The sequence below is a fragment of the Flavobacterium luteolum genome (assembly GCF_027111275.1).
Classification (GTDB): domain Bacteria; phylum Bacteroidota; class Bacteroidia; order Flavobacteriales; family Flavobacteriaceae; genus Flavobacterium; species Flavobacterium luteolum.
In genome coordinates this window covers 2,370,856-2,389,995 of the sequence record NZ_CP114286.1, presented here as the reverse complement: position 1 = coordinate 2,389,995, position 19,140 = coordinate 2,370,856, and the positions used below count along the sequence as shown (strand labels likewise).

The window sequence follows — 19,140 nt, the reverse complement described above, 5'->3', positions numbered from 1 at the left end:
TTTGATATTTTTATATCCTAGTTACTATAACAATTAATTGCTTTTACAATATCCCTCACCGCCATCTGGAATAACGCAATGAAAACCACTTTTACATGGGGGGTGTCCCGCACCACAAGCAATTCCGCCTTTAATTGATCTTTGTTGTTCTCTAGTTAGCTCTTGAGCTCCTTCTAATTTTAGAATTTTCTTTAACATGCTTTTTTGTTTTTTAGTTTGTTTGCACTCCAATCATTTTAAGACATTTGAAGTTTCTGTCTGTCTCTATAGATAAACTATCAGCTCTTGTAAACAAGGAGAAATAAATTCACTTCTCTAATACTTTAAATACGATAAATATTCGTAATTTAATTTCCTCTAGGAATATGGCACTTGATTAGCCCTAACCAAATAAAACTAATCAGGTGGCCAATTATCCTGAGAATCCCGACACCAATCATCAATGTTGGGATAATTTGCTCAATGTTCCACGATCGAGCGCCTACGAATTAAAAAAAACATGACTAAATTTTAAAAAGGCTTTATTTTATATTATTATAATTAGTTAATAATTTTTGACTTAACAACAAAGACGGCTTGTGTCACATATACCCGATGACGTATTTAAAGGGCATGTTTCGCCTAGCGGTATTAAAAAACATCCAGCCTCTAAAGCATAAACCCAACATTCTGGAATTCCACCTTTCATGGTTTTCTGTTCATTTTTATTTATGTAATGAGCACCTTTTAGGTTTAAAATCTTCTTTAGCATAATTAATTCCTTTTGATATAGCAATAGTTTTTTAAAATTGCTATATACCATTATAAATTAGCAAGTAGCATATTTCTCAACAGCATTATCATGGCAATTGAGTTCTTGTAGATACTCACTTCCCAAAATGTTTTTCTGTTCCTTTTTTGTCAGCTTTCTTGTTTCTTTACTTTTTAAAATCTTTTCTAACATAACTGGCTATTTACATTTTTTGGTTTAAGCCTCAAATCTTAAATAACTTGATGCTCAAAAAATCTTCTTTAACAGCTTCCAACATAACTATTTGGTATGCAGTTCCAGTAAGCTGGCACTGTTCCAAATTCTGTACATCTTTTAGCTTTAAATCCATCTTCACAAATAGGAGCATGATCTCCATTTATTGTTTTCAGCTCATTCGCAGTCAATTCTACTGCACTTTTCAACTTCAAAATGTTCTTTAACATAACTGCAGGTTTTTTTAATCGGGGGTTATTCTCTTCTATTTCAACAGTTGAAGCTTCTGTATCTTACGCTATTTTCTCTAAAACTTGAACTTCATCTACGTAATCATTTAAGAAATATTTCAACTCATTCAATTCATATTCATTTGGAAATAGCCTTTCGTTTACAATTTTAATAGGTGTGTAATTAAAATTGTTCATAGAGCACCAATCGTATTGCTTCTGAATTTCCTGATTTATCATCATACTTACAGAATCAACATTCCATTTTTTAAGCCATTTCTTGTGCAACATTCTTTTGATGTACCAATCTGAAATCGCTTCTACCGTTTTTCCAGGTGTTGTTCTATTAATAGTTAAAAGTCTTTCAACAACTGCTTTATAAGGATTGTCGTTGTTTTCTGGATTAATATTAAAAAGAACATTCAAATATATTTTATCTGGAAATTTCAGCACCAAATCAAAAGCTTCTTGAAAAGTTTTGTAACAATGTCCGCAGCTTGGACTAAGAATTACAGAAAGTCTAACTCCTGCATTTTTATTACCAAATGTCAAGCCTCTTAAATCTTCAAATCCTTTTGTGTATTTTACTTTTTTAGACAAGAAGTTCAATAGAGCATAATTTCTTTTAAATTTCTTAAGTTCTTTAAGAGAGTTCTCGTTATCAAGCATTTTTCTAATCATTACTTTAACTGTTGCCCAAATTGGCACTAAAAGCAATAAAGAGAATACATACGGAAAAACTTCATTAAAACTAAAACTCAATGTAAAAAGATCTGATGAAAACCAAATAATGCTTTGAGCCAATATTAAAAATGATATTGCTAAACACATTACACACCATTTTTGAATTTCAAATTTTTGAATCCAAATCGAACAAACTATTATTGGAATGGCCAACAAACTTAAAAGTCCAACAAAAATAGCAGAGCTTAAAGGCTGAACTAATATTGCGATGATGCTTGCACTAAAGAAAAGTAATGGCAAATCTGAGAAACTTAACCATCTGTTTGCAATATCATCGTTGAAACTTATTACTGAGTGACAAGAAGAATTAGGACTTAAATTACAGAATTTTGAAATTACTGTGTTTTTAACTCCCCATTTTTCTTGAACAATAAATATGCTTACAATTAAACCAAGAACTGATGTTACCAAGAATGATGCACTAAACCAGTTAAAACCATTATAATAAAAAGACAACCCTGCTACAAGTACAAAAGGCAAAAAATATTTGAGCCAATTATATTCGAACTTTAAATTGTCTCTTGCTACTACATTGTTAGGTTCAATGGCAACAATTACACCGTTCCAGTCTAAAAGAAATTTATCATAAGATAATTTTTGGCTTCCTTTTTTTGTGGTTGTGATTCTAACTCCACTTTTAATCTTTTCAACCAATATCAATTCATCTTTAAAATATGCCAAAAAGTTTGAAGGCAAATCTTCAATCTGCTCTTTCGAAACTCTTACAGCTGCATTCTCTACCGAAAGCAAATCAAACGAGTCTGTAATGGCAAACAAACTCGGATAATTTGGATGAGACAAAAACAGGTCCTTGAACTCATTTTTGATGTCTGAGTATCGATTGATTTGTAGAAATTTTTGGACCAGTTTTAACATCGTTTTTGATTGTTTTTAAATCATAATTACACTGCAAAGATTGGGGTTTTTATTGATAAAAATCACATAAACACATACATTTTATTAATTATACCACATACAATTTATAAATTATACCAAGTATAGTTCAATACATAATTACCTTGTTATCAAATAGTTGTGTTGTTATTTTTTTAACAAAAAGCTCAGAAAGCTCATTTTCGATTAACGGTTTTGCTTTTTATCTAGTTTTGGATAAGTAATAATCTAAACATCATAAAACATGAAAATAAGGCCAAAAAAAACATACGGTTTTCAAGAAAAAAAATCGTAAAAAGGAGGTTCAAAAAAACGACTTTAATAGTAAAAAAAGCCTCAAATCGGAAGCGAAAAACTCCCTTAAAAAACAAAAAGCAACATCTTAATTTGAAAGTTTTATCTCGCAAATAAAACTAGATTTTTTTATTGCTTTTGACCTATAAAACTCCAAAAAAAGAATTAGCATAAACCAAATTTTTTAGCGCTTTTTTGTCGCATTTGACAAAACTGCAAAAAAACAAATATGAAAGATTAATAGCACAAAGTAATAAACTAAAAAATTCAAAAACATGAAGAATAAAATATTCACATTAGCAGATTTCGAAGTAGAAAAAATAGACAAGAAAACTCAAAAAATTATTAGAGGAGGTGGCAACGATTCTATTGATCCGCCTGTTGTAAGCTATCCTATAAAAACTAATGGTGGAGGAAACGGCTGATAGAAATCTTAAAATAGCAAAAATTCCAAAAAAAGTAATCCAAAAAAAAAAGATATGAAAAATAAAATATTGACATTCAAAGATTTCGAAACAGAAAAAATAGACAGGAAAACTCAAAGAATTATTAGAGGAGGTGATGACGAACCTATTGATCCGCCTGTTGTAAGCTATCCTATAAAAACTAATGGCGGAGGAAACGGCTGATTTGCATTTACAGATTTCAATTATAAAAAATAACTAAAAATTAAGACATGAAAACTAAAATATTGACATTCAAAGATTTTGAACTAGAAAAAATAGACAAAAAAACTCAAAGAATTATTAGAGGAGGTGAAAACGAATCTATTGACCCGCCTGTTGTAAGTTATCCTATAAAAACCAATGGCGGAGGAAACGGCTGATCTTATTTTCAAGTATGTAGTATAAAAAACAACTAAAAAAATTTAAATCATGAAAACTAAAATATTGACATTCAAAGATTTTGAACTAGAAAAAATAGACAAAAAAACTCAAAGAATTATTAGAGGAGGTGAAAACGAATCTATTGACCCGCCTGTTGTAAGCTATCCTATAAAAACCAATGGTGGAGGAAATGGTTAATAATTCAAGCTTAAATATTGTTCGCAAATTGAGCTGGAGACACTCCAGTTCTTTTGCGAAACGATTTTGCAAATGAAACGGCATTTTTAAAACCAACACTTTCTGCAATTGCCTGAGTCGAATATTTACGATACAAATGATTTGTAATCATCTGATTAATAACATAATTAATCTTTAACTCATTTGAATATTCTCCAAAAGATTTTCCGAATCTTTTATTGACAACATAGGATAAATAAGTTGTATTGGTTTTAATTTTTTTGGCAACATACGAAAGCGTAAAATCTGCATTTAGATATTCCAGTTTCTCTTCTAGCGCCAATAATTTTTCTACGATTTTATTTTCTTTAGCCTCATCAATACTAAGATTTGCATTTTCTTTTTTAAGCTGTGTATCTTCTAGTTCTAGAGACTCTTCCAAAACTATGTTTTTCTCTAATGGTGCTTTTTCAATTTCTGCTTTTTCAGATTCTTTTTTCTCAAGATTAGCTTTAAACTCTTCAATTAAAGCGTTCATTTTTTTCTGAGCTCTATTCTTATCTCTAATATTTTTAATCAAGAAAAATACAATCCCAACAACCAAAATAACATAGAAGACTTTTAGGGCTTTATTCCATAAAACTTCATATTTATACTTCTCTTGAATGCTCAACATCTCATCACTCAGATTTGCAGTGCCCAATTTATAATTAACTTCTAAAGCTTCTTCCCGCAGTTGCCCCTCATATTTTTCATAAGAATCTAAATAAATTTTAGAATGCTTAAAAGCCAATTCAGGCTCGTTTAGAATATTATAAATTTTGGCCTGGACATAATTGGATTGAAAATAGCTCACATCTATTTTCTTCTCCTTAAGATAAAGCGAATCAACTTTTTTCAGGAATATCAGGGCTTTATCGTATTTCTTTTGAGCATAATAAAGATCTCCCAAATTATAATTTGCAGTCTTATAATAGTCCTCGTCATTATTTTGTTTCGCATACATTGCAATATCAAAATAAGACCTTTCGGCATTTTTAAAATCTTTTTTCAACAAATAGATGTTTCCTAGACTTAAAGTAGCCGTCATTTTGTTATCCATATAATTTTGAGAATAGGTTATCGCCCTTTTGTAAAAGTATTCGGCCGAATCAAGTAAAAAGGCTTTACTTCGATTCTTCATATAATAACCTTCGTAAACATTCCCTAGATTGGTATAAATGTTACTTCTACTATTCTGAAATTGGTCTTTATCATAAAGACTTTCATTCTTATCTAAAAAATCACTGTTTTGTTTAAGATTTTTAACGGCAAGTTCATAATTACCCACAGCTTCATTAACCAAGGCGATGTTACTTTTAAACTTTACAATCTGGATAACATCATTAGTTTTGATAGAGAGTTTAATTCCTTCCTGATAATTAGTAAGAGCATTACTAAAGTTTCGTCTCTTCCATTCTATCAATCCTCTATAATTATATAGGTAGGCTCTAAGGTTTATTTTTTGAACAGATTCTGGCAGTTTATTATAATAAGCTAATGCCTTGGTAAACCATTCATCACTTTTAGCCCTATTATTTTTTAATTGATAAAGATATGATCCTGCACCATAGGCAAATGCTATGTGTTCATTGTTGTTGGATTTCTTTAATTCTTCTGCATATTCAAGACCCTGGTCGAAGTTACCATTCATGCTGAAACGAATTTTATCCTGTAATTCTAAGTACCTTTGTTCCGTGAACTCCTCTTTGATTTGAGCAGTCCCACTGGAAAATATCAATAGTAAAAAAAATAAAGAGATGATCAGCCTCATTAAGTTAGTTTTTGGTATTCAAAAATAGTCTATAAATTATCAATAAACTACAATTAATTTGCCAAATTCCTATTAATTTTATTTTTACTACAAAATAATATAACAATTTAACCAGTATTTGTTATATTTTTATTATGTAAATTTGCTTTGCTAAAAATTAAAAAACATGAAACCAGACCTATTTCAATCTCCAGATTATTTTAACCTAGACGATTTATTATCAGACGAACATAAATTGGTTCGCGAATCTGCTCGTGCTTGGGTTAAAAAAGAAGTTTCTCCTATTATTGAAGAATATGCTCAAAAAGCAGAATTTCCTAAACAAATTATTAAAGGTCTAGGCGAAATTGGCGGTTTCGGACCTTATATTCCTGTAGAATATGGCGGTGCTGGATTAGACCAAATTTCTTATGGTTTAATTATGCAGGAAATAGAAAGAGGTGATTCTGGTGTAAGATCTACCTCATCTGTCCAATCTTCTTTGGTAATGTATCCTATTTGGAAATATGGAAACGAAGAACAAAGAATGAAATACCTTCCAAAACTTGCTACGGGAGAATATATAGGCTGTTTTGGTTTAACCGAACCAGATCATGGGTCTGATCCTGGAAGTATGATTACCAATTTTAAAGATATGGGCGATCATTATCTTTTAAATGGTGCCAAAATGTGGATTTCAAATGCTCCATTTGCTGATATCGCTATTGTTTGGGCAAAAAACGAAGAAGGACGAATTCATGGTTTAATTGTTGAGCGTGGTATGAAAGGATTTACAACTCCAGAGACGCATAACAAATGGTCGCTTCGTGCGTCTGCAACAGGGGAATTAATTTTTGATAATGTAAAAGTTCCTAAAGAAAACCTTTTACCAAACAAATCTGGTTTAGGTGCTCCGCTTGGCTGTTTAGATTCTGCTCGTTATGGAATTGCTTGGGGAGCAATTGGTGCTGCAATGGATTGTTATGATACCGCTTTAAGATATTCAAAAGAAAGAATTCAGTTTGGAAAACCAATTGGAGGAACACAGTTACAGCAGAAAAAACTGGCAGAAATGATTACCGAAATCACAAAAGCACAATTATTAACATGGCGATTAGGAGTTTTAAGAAATGAAGGTAGAGCAACTACCGCACAGATTTCTATGGCAAAACGTAATAATGTAAATATGGCCATTACTATTGCACGCGAGGCCAGACAAATGCTTGGAGGTATGGGAATCACAGGCGAGTACTCAATTATGCGTCATATGATGAACCTTGAAAGTGTGATTACTTATGAAGGAACTCACGATATACATTTATTGATAACTGGAATGGATGTAACCGGAATTCCAGCATTTAAATAATTGATAATTATTAAAATATATACAAAATCAATCTAAAAAGCTTCTTCTTCACGAAGAAGCTTTTTATCTTTGCATCAAAATTTTTTCAAAAATGAATATCGAAACGATAAACAAAAGCATACAACCACAAAAAGACCAACTATTAAATCATTCTTTATACAATAAGATTCAAAATATAGACGACCTGCACAGTTTTCTTGAAACTCACGTTTTTGCTGTTTGGGATTTTATGTCATTATTAAAAGCGTTACAAGCCAAACTTACCTGTACAACAACGCCTTGGTTTGCTACAAAAAATCCAGAAACTAGATATTTAATTAATGAAATTGTTCTCGCAGAAGAAACAGATTTAAGTATTGACGGAAGAAGACAAAGTCACTACGAAATGTATCTTGAAGCTATGGAAGCCTGCGGTGCAGATACAACAGGAGTTTTAAACTTCTTATCAGAAGTAAATTCTCTTCACAATATATTTGTTGCTATCAAGCAAAGTAATTTACATCCAAATGTAAAAGCCTTTTTAGATTTTACATTTAGAGTTATTGAAGAAGGAAAACCACACGAAATTGCCGCTGCATTTACTTTTGGAAGAGAAGATTTGATTCCGAGTATGTTTACGGAAATCTTAAAGAACTTTCAAAAAAATCTGCCAGAGAGCGATCTAGCAAAACTGTTATATTATTTTGAAAGACATATCGAACTAGATGCCGACGAACACGGACCAATGGCAATGACAATGATTACTGAATTATGTGAGGAAGATGCTCAAAAATGGAAAGAAGTTGAAGAGGTTTCAATTCTTGCCTTAGAAAAACGTATCGGACTTTGGAACGCTATTGAAGAAGAAATTGTGATGAAAACTGAAATGGTTTAAAACCTAAGCCAAATATTTAACGTAACTATTTGTTTAAAATGTTCTCAACTCAAATTTGCCAAAATTATGAAAACGCATTTCAAACAAATAGTTATCGTTATCCTCTCCATATTCCTATTGAGTTGCAGTTCTGAGCAAGCAGGTTCCGAAAATGCTTCAGTACCGCCAACTACCTTGCCCCCAGCAACAGAAATTCCAACAACTCCAATTGCTTCATCGATAAATTATCTCGCTTTAGGCGACAGTTATACTATTGGACAAAGTGTCTGCGAAACCTGCCGTTATCCAGAACAGCTTAAATCCAGCCTCAAAACAATTTATCCCGAAACAACTTTTTCATTAAAAATAATTGCCCAAACTGGCTGGGCAACAAGAGACTTAATTGCGGCAATAAATACTCAAAATCCCGATTCAAATTATGATCTCGTTACGCTTTTAATTGGCGTAAATAATCAATACCAACATCAGGATTTCTCAGTTTATGAAAAAGATTTTCCGCTGTTATTAGATAAAGCAATTACATTGGCAAAAGGCGACAAAAAAAATGTGATTGTACTTTCAATTCCAGATTATGTTTATACTCCATTTGCAACAAATTATACGGACGAAAACCGCATGAAAATCTCCAACGAAATAAATCAATACAACACTTTTGCTGAGAATTATTGCATTTCAAAAAATGTAGTTTTCGTTTCCATAACCGACATTACAAAACAAGGCTTAAACACCCCAAGCTTAGTTGCTTCAGATGGTCTTCATCCTTCTGAAACTGCTTATAAAATGTTTGTTGAAAGAATGTTCCCAAAGGTAAAAATGGTTTTGCAGGATTAATTGTAAAGACGCGATTAATCGCGTCTCTACCGTTATCACGATTTTGGGTTATTTTTATTTTTATTTACCGTAAAATTTATCCTCATTCCAATTCATCGGATTGTCCTCTATATAATTTTGAATGTTTTCAAAAGATCTTTCATTTCTGATGATATGATCATAAAAACGCGATTGCCAACTAAAATCACAATGTAATTTTCTCATTTCAAAAGAACATCTGCCTTTATACCATCTTATAATTCTTGAAATATTGTCTTGTAGCATCGGGTTTTTATCTTTGGCAAAACCACCTATTTTATTTGTCATTTCGGGTAGAGACGCGATTAATCGCGTCTCTACGGAAACCGACGCATTTTTATCAATAATCAAAATCCCATGTACGTGATTAGGCATGATAACAAAATTACCCAATTCCACATACGGAAAATGTTCAGTAATTTCCAACCAAAATTTTTCTGCCAAAATACCCAATTCAGACGCAATAAATTTCGTATCAACGATTTCTCCAAAATAATGCTCTCTGTTTTGAGTACAAATCGTAATAAAATAAGCACCATTTTCACCATAATCCCAATTTTGCAATCGAGCCGATGAAATACGATATTTATTTTGAAATTTTTGAGACATTTTTATCAGAAGAGAGTTTTTATTTTCGAAAAATTCAATAAAAAAACCTCGAAACATGAATTTCGAGGTTTGGTATTATTTTTAGTTAAAAACTCGCAGAAAGGAAGGGATTCGAACCCTCGATACAGTTACCCATATACTAGCTTTCCAGGCTAGCTCCTTAAACCACTCGGACACCTTTCTATTTTGGTCTGCAAATAACACAAAAAAAATCGAGTTTAAAAAGTAAAATTAAGATTCGTTTATACTTTTTCTAAATTCCTCCATAAACAATTTTACTGCTTTCTTTTGATAACTGCCAATTGTCAGCATAAACGAATCTCGCTTGGTTACTACACCTGTAATCTGAATAGCTTTAAGACTATGCTCCCAGCCTTTCAAAGCTTTTTCGGCTACAATGGTTGCCCAATCACTGTTTTCTACCATTTGCAATAGCGCATGAATCGAATTTAACTCGATCGAAATTTTCGGATTCATATTGTGTTTTGCAAACAGCAATTCAACGTATTCTCGCGAATTGGAACCTTTTCCTGGAAGAATTAATGGCACTTCATCTAATCTCTTAAACGGTATTTTTTCTAGTTCCGCCAAAGAGTTCGATTTTGAAACCGCCATAACCATGTTTGAGGTAAACAAAGGCACTTTCTGGATTGGAGGTCCAATCTCATGCGATGAAATTACCAGAACCAAATCCAATTCATTATTAATGAGTTTTTGTTCTAAAGCTTCTGTTGTGCCATATTCTACAACAATTCTTAAATTCAGATATCTCTTGGCAAATGCATTTACAACAGGCAGAATCAATAATCCGAAAATATAGGTTACACCTATTCGGAGTTCTCCGCCAATCATTTCGTTTAAATCTTCAATGGCCTGTTTTCCATTTTCGACGTTTTCGACCACTTTTTTAGCATGAATCAAGAAAACTGCACCAGCTTCTGTCAATTGCACTTTCTTACCAATTCTCTTAAACAATGGCATTCCCAATTCTTCTTCGAGTTTCTTTATTTGCTGTGAAAGTCCCGATTGCGTCACAAAACACAATTCTGCCGCTTTGGTAAAGTGCAAAACCTCAGCCGTTTTAATAAAATATTGCAGTTGATAGATTTCCATGTTGATAAGTTTTACTACTTATTATCAGTAAAATTATTAATTTTTCTAATGAAATCATAATCCCGACCTTTGTATTAAATATTTAGGACTATGTTTAAAGCGTTAAAATCAAAAAATTTCAAATTGTTCTTTTATGGACAATCTGTTTCAGTAATTGGAACCTGGATGCAGAAAACCGCCGTAAGCTGGATGGTTTACAGCATAACTGGATCTGTTTTTCTACTGGGATTAGCGACTTTTTTAAGCATGATTCCGTCTTTATTTCTGGCACCTCTTGCAGGAAGCATTATTGGCCGTTATGACAGACACCGTGCCATGATGGTTTTGCAATCTTTGGCGATGCTTCAAGCTGGAGCTTTGGCTTTGCTTATTTATCTTAAAATTTACAATATCAATTTTATTCTAGCATTGAGTTTAATTCAGGGAATTATTAATGCTTTTGATATGACTTGCCGTCAAACCATGATGATTGATATTGTCGATAATAAAGAAGATCTTCCAAATGCTGTGGCTCTTAACTCCACTTTAAACAATTTTGCTAGAATCGCCGGACCGGCACTTGCGGGAATTATTCTGCATCAATATGGAGAAGATATTTGTTTTATCGGAAACTTTATTAGTTATGTGCCCGTCCTAATTTCGTTGATGATGATGAAAATCACACCACACATTAAAGCCGAAAACAAATTAAATATGCTGGACGATCTTATAGAAGGCCTTGATTATGTGAAAAAAGAAAGCGAAATGGCAAGAATGCTTTTGATGCTGACTTGCAGCAGTTTGTTTGTAATTTCTTTTAACACCTTAATGCCCGTTTTCGCCAAAGATATTTTTAGCGGAAATGCCGAAACTTTTAGCTGGTTTGAGAGTGCTGCCGGAATTGGTTCTGTTATATCAGCAATTTATTTGGCCAATTTAAAATCGTCTGAAAATATGGGAAAACTAATGATTGCAGCCAGCTTATTGTTAGGTTTCAGTATTATTATTCTAGCAGTTTCAAGTAGTATTACAGTTGCATTGATCTGTATGACTTTAAGCGGTATCGGAATGATGGGACAAACCTCATCGATTAACATTTATATTCAGACTCATAGTATTGTTAGTATGCGTTCTAGAAGTATTAGTTATTACATGATGGCGTATCAAGGAATGATTCCTGTTGGAAGTTTAATTATCGGTTATGTTTCTCATTCGCTTGGCGTAAGAACTACCGTTGCCATTCAGGGAATTATTTGTATTCTTTCTGTTATTGTTTATGTGTATTACAAGAAACAAAAAGCTTCAGAGGATTTGGAGACTTGTCCGGTTGAGTATAGAAATTCCAAATTTTAATCTCGAAGCATCGAGACTAAATTCCAATTACCTCCAAAGTTTTACAGGATTGAAAAAACAAGGCTGATCAACTTTGTCAAAGTTTAAAACTTTTACAAAGTTCTTTACGACGAAACATTGGAATTTGGGATTTAAAATATTGCAATTTAAATTCTAAGATATTTCCCCGCGAAGTGCAGTCTCAAAAATATCTTTAAATTCATTTTGCGGAATATTATGCCCTAACAGATACATTAATTTAGTAATTGCAGCTTCTGTAGTAATATCTTTTCCAGAAATAACTCCAAGCGATTTCAAAGCAGTACTGGTTTCGTATTGCCCCATATTGACACTTCCGCCAGAACATTGTGTTACGTTTACGATATGCATTCCAGATTTGATGGCTTTTTCTATTAGATTTAAAAACCAGTCCTCTGTTGGAGCATTTCCTGAGCCGTAAGTTTCTAGAATAATTCCTCGCAATCCTTTGGTAGAAAGGATCGAAGCCAGAACTACTTCGCTCATTCCAGGAAACATTTTGATGATGGCAACATGATTGTCCAAATTCTTATGAACGATCAGTTTTGCGTCTTTATTTACAGGAAGAAATAAATGTCTGTTTAGTTTTAAATGAACACCAGATTCTACCAATTCAGGATAATTTGGCGCTGTAAAAGCCCTAAAATGTTCAGCATTTACTTTAGAGGTTCGGTTTCCGCGGTATAACTTGTATTCAAAATACAGACAAACCTCATTAATAACTGGCTTTCCGTCTTCTAAAAGTGAAGCAATCTGTATTGCTGTAATCAGGTTTTCTTTTGCATCGGTACGCAAATCTCCAATTGGCAATTGTGAACCTGTAAACACAACTGGTTTTGCTAAATTCTCGAGCATAAAACTCAATGCCGAAGCCGAATACGACATAGTATCTGATCCGTGAAGGACAACAAATCCGTCGTAAACGTTGTAATTTTCCTCGATAATGGTGGCAATTCTTGTCCACATTTCGGGATTCATATTCGAAGAATCAATTGGATCTTCAAATGAAATCGATTCGATTTCGCAGTCCAATTGTTTAATTTCCGGGATTTTCTGAATTAATTTACCAAAATTGAAGGCTTTCAACGCTCCAGTTTCAAAATCTTTGCTCATACCGATGGTTCCTCCGGTATAAACTAATAGTATTCTTGCTTTAGATGACATCTTGGTATTTCAATTTATTGACAACAGGATTAGCGTACATAGCCAAAAATCCTTGTCTTGTCACAGGATTATCGCTTCCGATACGCATTTCTAAACGACGTTCAAAAAGCTGTTTTTCGCTTTCTTTATACTTGTGAGCAAACTTGTCTGTTTCGTTTAAAATATCGTAAGCAATAAAGTTTGTTGGCCATAATTGGTAGTTTTTCAAAATAACGTCATCAATCGTTTGTGCCAAAGCCTGAACTTGCTTGTTTGCATTGTCATTTTCAGCCACAATCTGATCGATTTCTGTATCTAAAACATCGCCAACAGAAATATGTATTCTTTTCTTAGTTCCCATGATACCGCTTATAATGGTCATGAAATCTTCATTTTTGTCTTTTACGTAAACTTCGTTGTTTGCTTCTGCCATTAATTGCGGCATTTTCAAAACATCGGTAGGATCATATTCATAAGAAATAGAAACTGGAACAATTTTTAATTTCTTGAAATAATCCATTAAGTTTTCTTCATCAGAACCCATTCCAATCATTTTTAAAACACCTGGATTGGTTTCGTCATTTCCGTCTTTTGTTCTTCCTTCTCTTTGTGCAATCCAAACCGAACGATTTTCGCGAAGCAGTAATTGTCCTATATATTCAGACAATAATTTAGAACTTTGCAACATTTCTCGAGGTGTTAATCCTCTTAAAACCAAAAAGTTTCTATTCAATTTCGCTAAAGTTGCCAAGAAAGCTTTCTTCACTAAATTATCTCCAATTGCAGAAGCTGTCATTACCAAGCCATGTTCGAACAAACAAACATTCAATAATGTTGTATCTAGAAGAATATCTCTATGATTTGAGATAAACAGATAAGATGTATTGGGTTCCAGTTTTTCAAAACCTGAAGTTGTAAGGCCTTCAGAGCTTTTTTCTAAAACTTTCTGGATTGTATTGTAAATAAAATTGCATTGAAAATCACGAATAGAATGTGTTTTCTTTAATTGTTCCTTCCAAACCTCATCTTCCACATCCGGAAAAGTAAAGTTCATCATGGTTTTCATCATAGGATGATTTACCACACCATGAAGTGCTTCATTTATTTCGGAATCATAAAACGGTCGAATGGCATCAAATCTCTGCATTATTTATTTGGGTTTAAGTGGGCAAAAGAACAAAAAAAAAATTAAAGTTTTGTAAGGCTTAAGTTAAATACCAAAAACGTCCTTTGAATTTTGAGTTGTAATTGTTGCAATTTCTTCGGCAGAAACACTATAAATATCGCTTAATTTGGCAATAACATTGACTAAATAGCTACTTTCATTTCTTTTTCCTCTATAAGGAATCGGGGCTAAATACGGCGAATCTGTTTCTAAAACGATGTGTTTTAAATCGATTTGATTTAAAAACTGGTCTATTTTTCCGTTCTTGAAAGTAACAACACCGCCAATTCCTAATTTCATATTGTAAGAAATTGCACGCTCTGCTTGTTCTAAAGTTCCGGAAAAACAATGAAAAATCCCAAATAAATCTTCAGATTTTTCTTCTTCTAAGACTTCAAAGATTTCATCAAATGCTTCTCTGCAATGAATTACGATTGGCAATTTGTATTGTTTTGCCAGCTGAATTTGTCTTTTAAACGCAATTTGCTGTTCTTTTAAATGCGTTTTATCCCAATATAAATCGATCCCGATTTCGCCAACTGCATAGAATTTTCTTTTGGCCAGTTCGTTTTCAACATGCGCCAATTCTTCCAGATAATTATCTTTCACGTAAGTGGGGTGCAAACCCATCATTAAGAATATATTTTCAGGATAATTTTTCTCCAAATCGTACATAGATTGAGTCGCGGCAGCATCGATTGCGGGAATAAAGAAACGGGTAATTCCGGCATCAATAGCGCGCTGAATCATTTCGTCACGATCCTGATCAAATTCTTCAGAATACAAATGGGTATGGGTATCGGTAATAATGGGTGTTGAATTCAAGTCTATAATTTTAAAGTAGCAAAATTACGACAATATTAAAAGAATAGCAATTCTGCACGATTGGTACGCGGATGAAACGGATTCACTTCGTGAAAACGCTGATAAAAATGGATTTTCTGTATTTGATTAAAAAGAAAAACCTTTGTAAAAGTTTAAACTTTGACAAAGGTCTGAATAATAATAACCAATTTTTTTATCATGCTGAGGAACGAAGGATCTCACAAGAAGCTTCGAGGAGAAAACCCCCATTTTTTCTCTCGATCAGCTAGTGCGATCCCTCGTTCTTCAGAACGATAATTGGAGTTATTTTCCTGTTTCTATATATAGCAAAGCGCGTTCCAAAACTTCATCTTTGCCTTGTTGAATACCTAAAATTGTTGGTTTTATTTCAATATCAGGTACAATTCCTACACGCTGCGTTTCTCTTCCGTCTGGGTAGTAAACGCCAATTCCGGAGAATAGTGTGTGAAATCCTTGAAAATCAAACTGACTTACATTACCGTCTGCACCTGCAGTCTGGCTTCCTATAATTGTGGTATTTCCTGCTGTCTGAAAACACATTGCCGTCCATTCTGACTGGCTGATTGATTTCTCATTAAGCAAAACAATTACTTTTCCTTTGTAATTATCTTTATTTTCAGAACCACTTTTTGTTTCTCCTTCCCATATAAATTTACCTGGATAACCATAATACGAACGCGTATAAATGGCAAATTCTTTTTCCTGAGAATTCAAAAAAGCTGATATTTCTCTAAAAGTACCTAGCGGATAATTTCTCATATCGAAAACAATCGCTTTGGTGTCTTTTAAAACTTCAATCATAGCAGGAATGTTTTTGGGCTTAATAATTCCCATATCTACATATCCAATATTATTATCAAGAAGTTTAAACTTTTCCTTCTTTTTCTGTGCCCCTTTTTTAAATTCATTTCTATGTGATTCATGATAATCAAACCAAATCATTTCTTTTGTTTCGTATTTCCCATCTTTCAAAAACTCTACTTTAACATTATCTGCACTATTCATCAAAACAATCTTTGCAAGTTTATCTAAATATGCAGCTTCATTTGAAGCACAAATTAAATCTCTGTTTTCTGAAATAAGATCTTTAATAGTTTTGTCGTTTATTTTAGTGATAACATCTCCAATTTTAATGTTGTAAGCTTCGGCCACACTGTCTCCTAAAATTTCTGTTACTACTATTTTTTCATCAATTATTTTTCCATCAGCGGGAAAAAATCTTCCTTTTCCTTCACCCAGCGTTGGCCCGTACATAAAAAACTCTGTATGGCTGTCATCCATTTTTGAAACCATTTTTTTCATGGCTGTATAAAAATCTTTTTGATTTTCTGATTTGATAACCGCAGGCAATGTCTCTGTTAAAGTTTTATCCCATTTTTGATTCATCAAATATTTATACGGAAAAAAATATTCGACAATATTCCAATACATAAAAATCATTCGGAGTTTAGAATTTTTATCTTCAAAGTTTGGATGATCATAACGTTCGTTTATCAAAGAAACATTTTTGACATGTTCTTTTCCTTCTACATAAAATTGTTTCCCCTGAAATCTATTTTCTTCAATAAATTTTAATTTCTTTGAAAGCTTTTTTGAAAACAGTTTGTCGCTGTTAATCCAACTTAAATCAAAATTTTTATCAAAGAACTTTACGTCTTTTGGTATTGCAATTGGCGCTATTTCTTTTACGGGCCCCAAATCATCGATCCAATTTTCCATAATTAATGAAAACTCTTCTTTGGTTTGCGCTTTTTCTATTTTAGGCAATTTTTCCAAAAGCTCATTATCCCAATTCAATTCTCCACCAGCAACTTTGGGGTGATAATATTTTAAAAATCCCCAGACTTTACAGGTTGCATAAAGCTTTTCGGTCTCCGTAATTTTAGTAGCGCTAAAAATGCTATGAGAAAAAACAATAAAAAGCAACAATGTAAACTTCTTCATTAAAAGGGTAGGTTTAGGTTAAATGTTTTGGGCGAATTCCTTTAAAAAGAAAATCGAATTTAGAACTAAAATTCCAAATTCGATTGAGGTTTTCCGTAAACGGATAAAATTTTTCTTAATAATTGTATTTTAGTCCAATTCTTCCGAAAGCTGTTCTACTTGATCATAGTCTTCATAATCCTGAGAAATAGTCTGTAAAATGTCTTTACATTCTTTATATTTTCCTTGTTTTAGCTTAGATAGAGCCAGATTCCATTTTGCTTTTTCTTTATAAACAGAATTTCCTGCTTCCAATTCTTTAAAAATAGTTTCTGCCTTTACATATTTGTCAACCTGCAATAAGGATACTGCGTAGAAATATTTAATTTCATCTGAATTATTCTCTTTCAAAATCATTTCAAAAATCGGAATAGCGGCTTGATATCTTTTTCCGTTGAAATTATTCTCTGCTTGTTTTAAAATAGCCTCAGACACACCTCTTTCTGTAAAATAAGCGCTTTCCGGATGATTGTAATCTTCAAAATTAGGATAGTGTTTATAATCAAAGAAAAATAGTCCGAACATAATAATCACAGATGCTGCTGCCGCAAAATACCACGGTTTAAGCGAAACCACTTTGTTTTGTTTCTTATGGAAATATTTATCTGAAATTTTAGTGAGGTTTTCTTTAAAGATTTCTCTCTCTTCTTCTTGTCCAAATTTATTTCCCAATTGAAAATGCATTTCTTTGAAACTTTCAAATTCTGAAGCCAATTCTGGATCTTCAGATAGTTGTTTCTCCAAATTGTGTTTTTCATCAACGGTCAGTTCGCCTTGAAGATATTGATCAAATAATATATAGCGTTCTTCGTTCATGATTAATTGTTTTTTAAAGAGTTAAAATTTTTCGCTTCTTGAATCCACTGTGTCAGCTGGCCTACGCATAAAGATTTCTTTTTACGCACATAGCCATAAGTCACATTGAGTTTCTCGGCCACTTCTTCCATCGATTTTAAAGAAAAACTGAGTTTCAAAACTTCTTGGCATTTCTCTCCTAGTTTCTGAAACATGGTTTCGAAAAGTTTCTGTTTTTCATCAAATTCTTCGGCTTGTGCAACCAATTCGTGAGCAGATTCATTGATAGATACTACATTCTCATAAATTGTTACCCCTTTATTGGCAGAATTTTTCAATTCGTTTAGCCATCGTCTTTTGCACAATAAGAAAAAATAAGCATCAAAAGGACAGGTTAAAAAAAGTTTACCAGCTTTAGCCTGATTAAAAAGCAGAATCATGATTTCCTGAACTACATCCTGCGCCTGATCTTTATCGCCGGAGTTATTGGTGATAAACTGCACGACTTTGGGCGCAAATTTTCTATATATCATCTCGATAATCACTGAATCGTTTGCAGCAAGTCCGTCGATATATTTTTGATCAGGATGAATTTTATTTTGATCCATAAAAAAACATTTTACAGCTAATTTAAAAAAAAGAATCCTAAAAACTTTTAAAATAAGAGGTAACAATAATACAATCAATTGTATATAACGAAACAAAAGTCTTTTAAAAACCTTTAAAAAATTAAAAGAAATGGAAAGTTATCAATTTATAGACGAAAAAAACCTAGATCGGTTTTACGAAATAATCGCCGCCAAAACACGCAATGGTTTTGTAATTACAGAACAAAATGAGAAACTGCCTTATGTGGTTTTGTCTAAAGAAAAGAAAACCATAAATCATGCTTTTCATTTATTTCTCAGCATTATCACTTTCGGTTTTTGGACCATTGTCTGGATTTGTCTTATTCTGAAATTCTCTCGTAAAAAAAACATTTTAATCGCTGTCGACAAAGACGGAAATTTATTTGAAGACAAATGCATTTCTGCTTAAAACAAAAAATCAGGGGTAACAAATTTTATACTCCCTTGATATAGGGATATACAAGCCTCTTAAAAATATTTTTAGGAAAGAAGGGTA

The 19,140-nt window shown here is 32.6% G+C and carries 21 protein-coding genes and 1 tRNA gene; 9 read left to right on the top strand and 13 right to left on the bottom strand.

The window, feature by feature from the left end; genetic code table 11:
- Nucleotides 1–33 precede the first annotated feature (33 nt).
- The 3 genes from OZP10_RS10285 to OZP10_RS10275 all read right to left on the bottom strand — a co-directional run bounded on the left by OZP10_RS10285 (nucleotide 34) and on the right by OZP10_RS10275 (nucleotide 2,814).
- Nucleotides 34–198 carry a hypothetical protein gene (locus OZP10_RS10285; RefSeq protein ID WP_281634550.1) on the bottom strand — a complete coding sequence of 55 codons (165 nt, stop codon included), beginning with the start codon at nucleotides 196–198 and terminating at the stop codon, nucleotides 34–36.
- Between the two features lie 813 nt (nucleotides 199–1,011).
- A complete protein-coding gene (locus OZP10_RS10280; protein WP_281634549.1) occupies nucleotides 1,012–1,194 on the bottom strand; it encodes a hypothetical protein in 183 nt (60 codons plus the stop codon).
- A 63-nt stretch (nucleotides 1,195–1,257) separates the two neighbouring features.
- Nucleotides 1,258–2,814 carry a vitamin K epoxide reductase family protein gene (locus tag OZP10_RS10275; RefSeq protein ID WP_281634548.1) on the bottom strand — a complete coding sequence of 519 codons (1,557 nt, stop codon included), beginning with the start codon at nucleotides 2,812–2,814 and terminating at the stop codon, nucleotides 1,258–1,260.
- Between the two features lie 587 nt (nucleotides 2,815–3,401).
- On the opposite strand from OZP10_RS10275, the gene OZP10_RS10270 reads away from it, so the two are divergent.
- The 4 genes from OZP10_RS10270 to OZP10_RS10255 are packed head-to-tail and all read left to right on the top strand — an operon-like array spanning nucleotide 3,402 to nucleotide 4,151.
- Entirely contained in the window at nucleotides 3,402–3,551 is a 150-nt protein-coding gene (locus OZP10_RS10270) for a hypothetical protein (protein ID WP_281634547.1), read from the top strand.
- Nucleotides 3,552–3,605: 54 nt separating this feature from the next.
- Nucleotides 3,606–3,755, top strand: a complete 150-nt coding sequence (locus tag OZP10_RS10265; protein ID WP_177211278.1) for a hypothetical protein — start codon at nucleotides 3,606–3,608, stop codon at nucleotides 3,753–3,755.
- A 47-nt stretch (nucleotides 3,756–3,802) separates the two neighbouring features.
- Nucleotides 3,803–3,952, top strand: coding sequence for a hypothetical protein (locus tag OZP10_RS10260; protein WP_177211279.1), 150 nt, complete (start codon nucleotides 3,803–3,805; stop codon nucleotides 3,950–3,952).
- 49 nt (nucleotides 3,953–4,001) lie between these two features.
- On the top strand, nucleotides 4,002–4,151 hold the full coding sequence (locus OZP10_RS10255; protein WP_177211279.1) for a hypothetical protein: 150 nt from the start codon (nucleotides 4,002–4,004) through the stop codon (nucleotides 4,149–4,151).
- A 10-nt stretch (nucleotides 4,152–4,161) separates the two neighbouring features.
- Here the strand turns inward: OZP10_RS10255 and OZP10_RS10250 are convergent, their stop codons facing one another.
- Nucleotides 4,162–5,823: an AraC family transcriptional regulator gene (locus OZP10_RS10250; protein WP_281634546.1), complete on the bottom strand. Its 1,662-nt coding sequence runs from the start codon at nucleotides 5,821–5,823 to the stop codon at nucleotides 4,162–4,164.
- 286 nt (nucleotides 5,824–6,109) lie between these two features.
- Here OZP10_RS10250 and OZP10_RS10245 point away from each other — a divergent pair, with 286 nt between their 5' ends.
- From OZP10_RS10245 to OZP10_RS10235, 3 genes are all read left to right on the top strand, one after another.
- Nucleotides 6,110–7,288, top strand: coding sequence for an acyl-CoA dehydrogenase family protein (locus OZP10_RS10245; RefSeq protein WP_281634545.1), 1,179 nt, complete (start codon nucleotides 6,110–6,112; stop codon nucleotides 7,286–7,288).
- Nucleotides 7,289–7,379: 91 nt separating this feature from the next.
- Nucleotides 7,380–8,162, top strand: a complete 783-nt coding sequence (locus OZP10_RS10240) for a DUF3050 domain-containing protein (protein ID WP_177211284.1) — start codon at nucleotides 7,380–7,382, stop codon at nucleotides 8,160–8,162.
- A 66-nt stretch (nucleotides 8,163–8,228) separates the two neighbouring features.
- Nucleotides 8,229–8,993 (top strand): SGNH/GDSL hydrolase family protein, encoded by a 765-nt coding sequence (locus OZP10_RS10235; RefSeq protein WP_281634544.1) that lies wholly within the window; start codon nucleotides 8,229–8,231, stop codon nucleotides 8,991–8,993.
- Between the two features lie 60 nt (nucleotides 8,994–9,053).
- On the opposite strand, the gene OZP10_RS10230 is transcribed toward OZP10_RS10235, so the two are convergent.
- The 3 genes from OZP10_RS10230 to OZP10_RS10220 all read right to left on the bottom strand — a co-directional run bounded on the left by OZP10_RS10230 (nucleotide 9,054) and on the right by OZP10_RS10220 (nucleotide 10,733).
- Entirely contained in the window at nucleotides 9,054–9,620 is a 567-nt protein-coding gene (locus OZP10_RS10230) for a transposase (RefSeq protein ID WP_281634543.1), read from the bottom strand.
- A gap of 96 nt (nucleotides 9,621–9,716) precedes the next feature.
- Nucleotides 9,717–9,803 (bottom strand) — tRNA-Ser (locus OZP10_RS10225).
- Between the two features lie 48 nt (nucleotides 9,804–9,851).
- Nucleotides 9,852–10,733, bottom strand: a complete 882-nt coding sequence (locus OZP10_RS10220; RefSeq protein ID WP_177211293.1) for a LysR substrate-binding domain-containing protein — start codon at nucleotides 10,731–10,733, stop codon at nucleotides 9,852–9,854.
- A 90-nt stretch (nucleotides 10,734–10,823) separates the two neighbouring features.
- Here OZP10_RS10220 and OZP10_RS10215 point away from each other — a divergent pair, with 90 nt between their 5' ends.
- The gene (locus tag OZP10_RS10215) at nucleotides 10,824–12,065 is read left to right on the top strand and encodes an MFS transporter (protein WP_281634542.1); all 1,242 of its coding nucleotides are present in this window, start codon (nucleotides 10,824–10,826) and stop codon (nucleotides 12,063–12,065) included.
- 153 nt (nucleotides 12,066–12,218) lie between these two features.
- Here OZP10_RS10215 and OZP10_RS10210 read toward each other — a convergent pair whose 3' ends face one another.
- The 6 genes from OZP10_RS10210 to OZP10_RS10185 all read right to left on the bottom strand — a co-directional run bounded on the left by OZP10_RS10210 (nucleotide 12,219) and on the right by OZP10_RS10185 (nucleotide 18,623).
- Complete coding sequence (locus OZP10_RS10210; RefSeq protein WP_281634541.1) at nucleotides 12,219–13,247, bottom strand: asparaginase; 1,029 nt, start codon at nucleotides 13,245–13,247, stop codon at nucleotides 12,219–12,221.
- Nucleotides 13,237–14,373 (bottom strand): 1-acyl-sn-glycerol-3-phosphate acyltransferase, encoded by a 1,137-nt coding sequence (locus tag OZP10_RS10205; protein ID WP_177211296.1) that lies wholly within the window; start codon nucleotides 14,371–14,373, stop codon nucleotides 13,237–13,239. Before OZP10_RS10205 ends, OZP10_RS10210 begins: the two co-directional genes overlap by 11 nt.
- A gap of 63 nt (nucleotides 14,374–14,436) precedes the next feature.
- Complete coding sequence (locus OZP10_RS10200; RefSeq protein ID WP_281634540.1) at nucleotides 14,437–15,216, bottom strand: TatD family hydrolase; 780 nt, start codon at nucleotides 15,214–15,216, stop codon at nucleotides 14,437–14,439.
- Between the two features lie 303 nt (nucleotides 15,217–15,519).
- Complete coding sequence (locus OZP10_RS10195; RefSeq protein WP_281634539.1) at nucleotides 15,520–17,181, bottom strand: S41 family peptidase; 1,662 nt, start codon at nucleotides 17,179–17,181, stop codon at nucleotides 15,520–15,522.
- Between the two features lie 129 nt (nucleotides 17,182–17,310).
- Nucleotides 17,311–18,036 carry a tetratricopeptide repeat protein gene (locus tag OZP10_RS10190; RefSeq protein WP_281634538.1) on the bottom strand — a complete coding sequence of 242 codons (726 nt, stop codon included), beginning with the start codon at nucleotides 18,034–18,036 and terminating at the stop codon, nucleotides 17,311–17,313.
- Between the two features lie 2 nt (nucleotides 18,037–18,038).
- Nucleotides 18,039–18,623 (bottom strand): RNA polymerase sigma factor, encoded by a 585-nt coding sequence (locus OZP10_RS10185; protein WP_281634537.1) that lies wholly within the window; start codon nucleotides 18,621–18,623, stop codon nucleotides 18,039–18,041.
- Between the two features lie 130 nt (nucleotides 18,624–18,753).
- Between OZP10_RS10185 and OZP10_RS10180 the strand changes: the two genes are divergently transcribed.
- On the top strand, nucleotides 18,754–19,053 hold the full coding sequence (locus OZP10_RS10180; RefSeq protein WP_281634536.1) for a hypothetical protein: 300 nt from the start codon (nucleotides 18,754–18,756) through the stop codon (nucleotides 19,051–19,053).
- Nucleotides 19,054–19,140 lie beyond the last annotated feature (87 nt).

Excerpts from the sequence above, each read along its gene's own strand:
- OZP10_RS10285 (WP_281634550.1), bottom strand. The coding sequence starts at position 198 with ATGTTAAAGAAAATTCTAAAATTAGAAGGAGCTCAAGAGCTAACTAGA.
- OZP10_RS10280 (WP_281634549.1), bottom strand. The coding sequence starts at position 1,194 with ATGTTAAAGAACATTTTGAAGTTGAAAAGTGCAGTAGAATTGACTGCG.
- OZP10_RS10275 (WP_281634548.1), bottom strand. The coding sequence starts at position 2,814 with ATGTTAAAACTGGTCCAAAAATTTCTACAAATCAATCGATACTCAGAC.
- OZP10_RS10270 (WP_281634547.1), top strand. The coding sequence starts at position 3,402 with ATGAAGAATAAAATATTCACATTAGCAGATTTCGAAGTAGAAAAAATA.
- OZP10_RS10265 (WP_177211278.1), top strand. The coding sequence starts at position 3,606 with ATGAAAAATAAAATATTGACATTCAAAGATTTCGAAACAGAAAAAATA.
- OZP10_RS10260 (WP_177211279.1), top strand. The coding sequence starts at position 3,803 with ATGAAAACTAAAATATTGACATTCAAAGATTTTGAACTAGAAAAAATA.
- OZP10_RS10255 (WP_177211279.1), top strand. The coding sequence starts at position 4,002 with ATGAAAACTAAAATATTGACATTCAAAGATTTTGAACTAGAAAAAATA.
- OZP10_RS10250 (WP_281634546.1), bottom strand. The coding sequence starts at position 5,823 with ATGAATGGTAACTTCGACCAGGGTCTTGAATATGCAGAAGAATTAAAG.
- OZP10_RS10245 (WP_281634545.1), top strand. The coding sequence starts at position 6,110 with ATGAAACCAGACCTATTTCAATCTCCAGATTATTTTAACCTAGACGAT.
- OZP10_RS10240 (WP_177211284.1), top strand. The coding sequence starts at position 7,380 with ATGAATATCGAAACGATAAACAAAAGCATACAACCACAAAAAGACCAA.
- OZP10_RS10235 (WP_281634544.1), top strand. The coding sequence starts at position 8,229 with ATGAAAACGCATTTCAAACAAATAGTTATCGTTATCCTCTCCATATTC.
- OZP10_RS10230 (WP_281634543.1), bottom strand. The coding sequence starts at position 9,620 with ATGTCTCAAAAATTTCAAAATAAATATCGTATTTCATCGGCTCGATTG.
- OZP10_RS10220 (WP_177211293.1), bottom strand. The coding sequence starts at position 10,733 with ATGGAAATCTATCAACTGCAATATTTTATTAAAACGGCTGAGGTTTTG.
- OZP10_RS10215 (WP_281634542.1), top strand. The coding sequence starts at position 10,824 with ATGTTTAAAGCGTTAAAATCAAAAAATTTCAAATTGTTCTTTTATGGA.
- OZP10_RS10210 (WP_281634541.1), bottom strand. The coding sequence starts at position 13,247 with ATGTCATCTAAAGCAAGAATACTATTAGTTTATACCGGAGGAACCATC.
- OZP10_RS10205 (WP_177211296.1), bottom strand. The coding sequence starts at position 14,373 with ATGCAGAGATTTGATGCCATTCGACCGTTTTATGATTCCGAAATAAAT.
- OZP10_RS10195 (WP_281634539.1), bottom strand. The coding sequence starts at position 17,181 with ATGAAGAAGTTTACATTGTTGCTTTTTATTGTTTTTTCTCATAGCATT.
- OZP10_RS10190 (WP_281634538.1), bottom strand. The coding sequence starts at position 18,036 with ATGAACGAAGAACGCTATATATTATTTGATCAATATCTTCAAGGCGAA.
- OZP10_RS10185 (WP_281634537.1), bottom strand. The coding sequence starts at position 18,623 with ATGGATCAAAATAAAATTCATCCTGATCAAAAATATATCGACGGACTT.
- OZP10_RS10180 (WP_281634536.1), top strand. The coding sequence starts at position 18,754 with ATGGAAAGTTATCAATTTATAGACGAAAAAAACCTAGATCGGTTTTAC.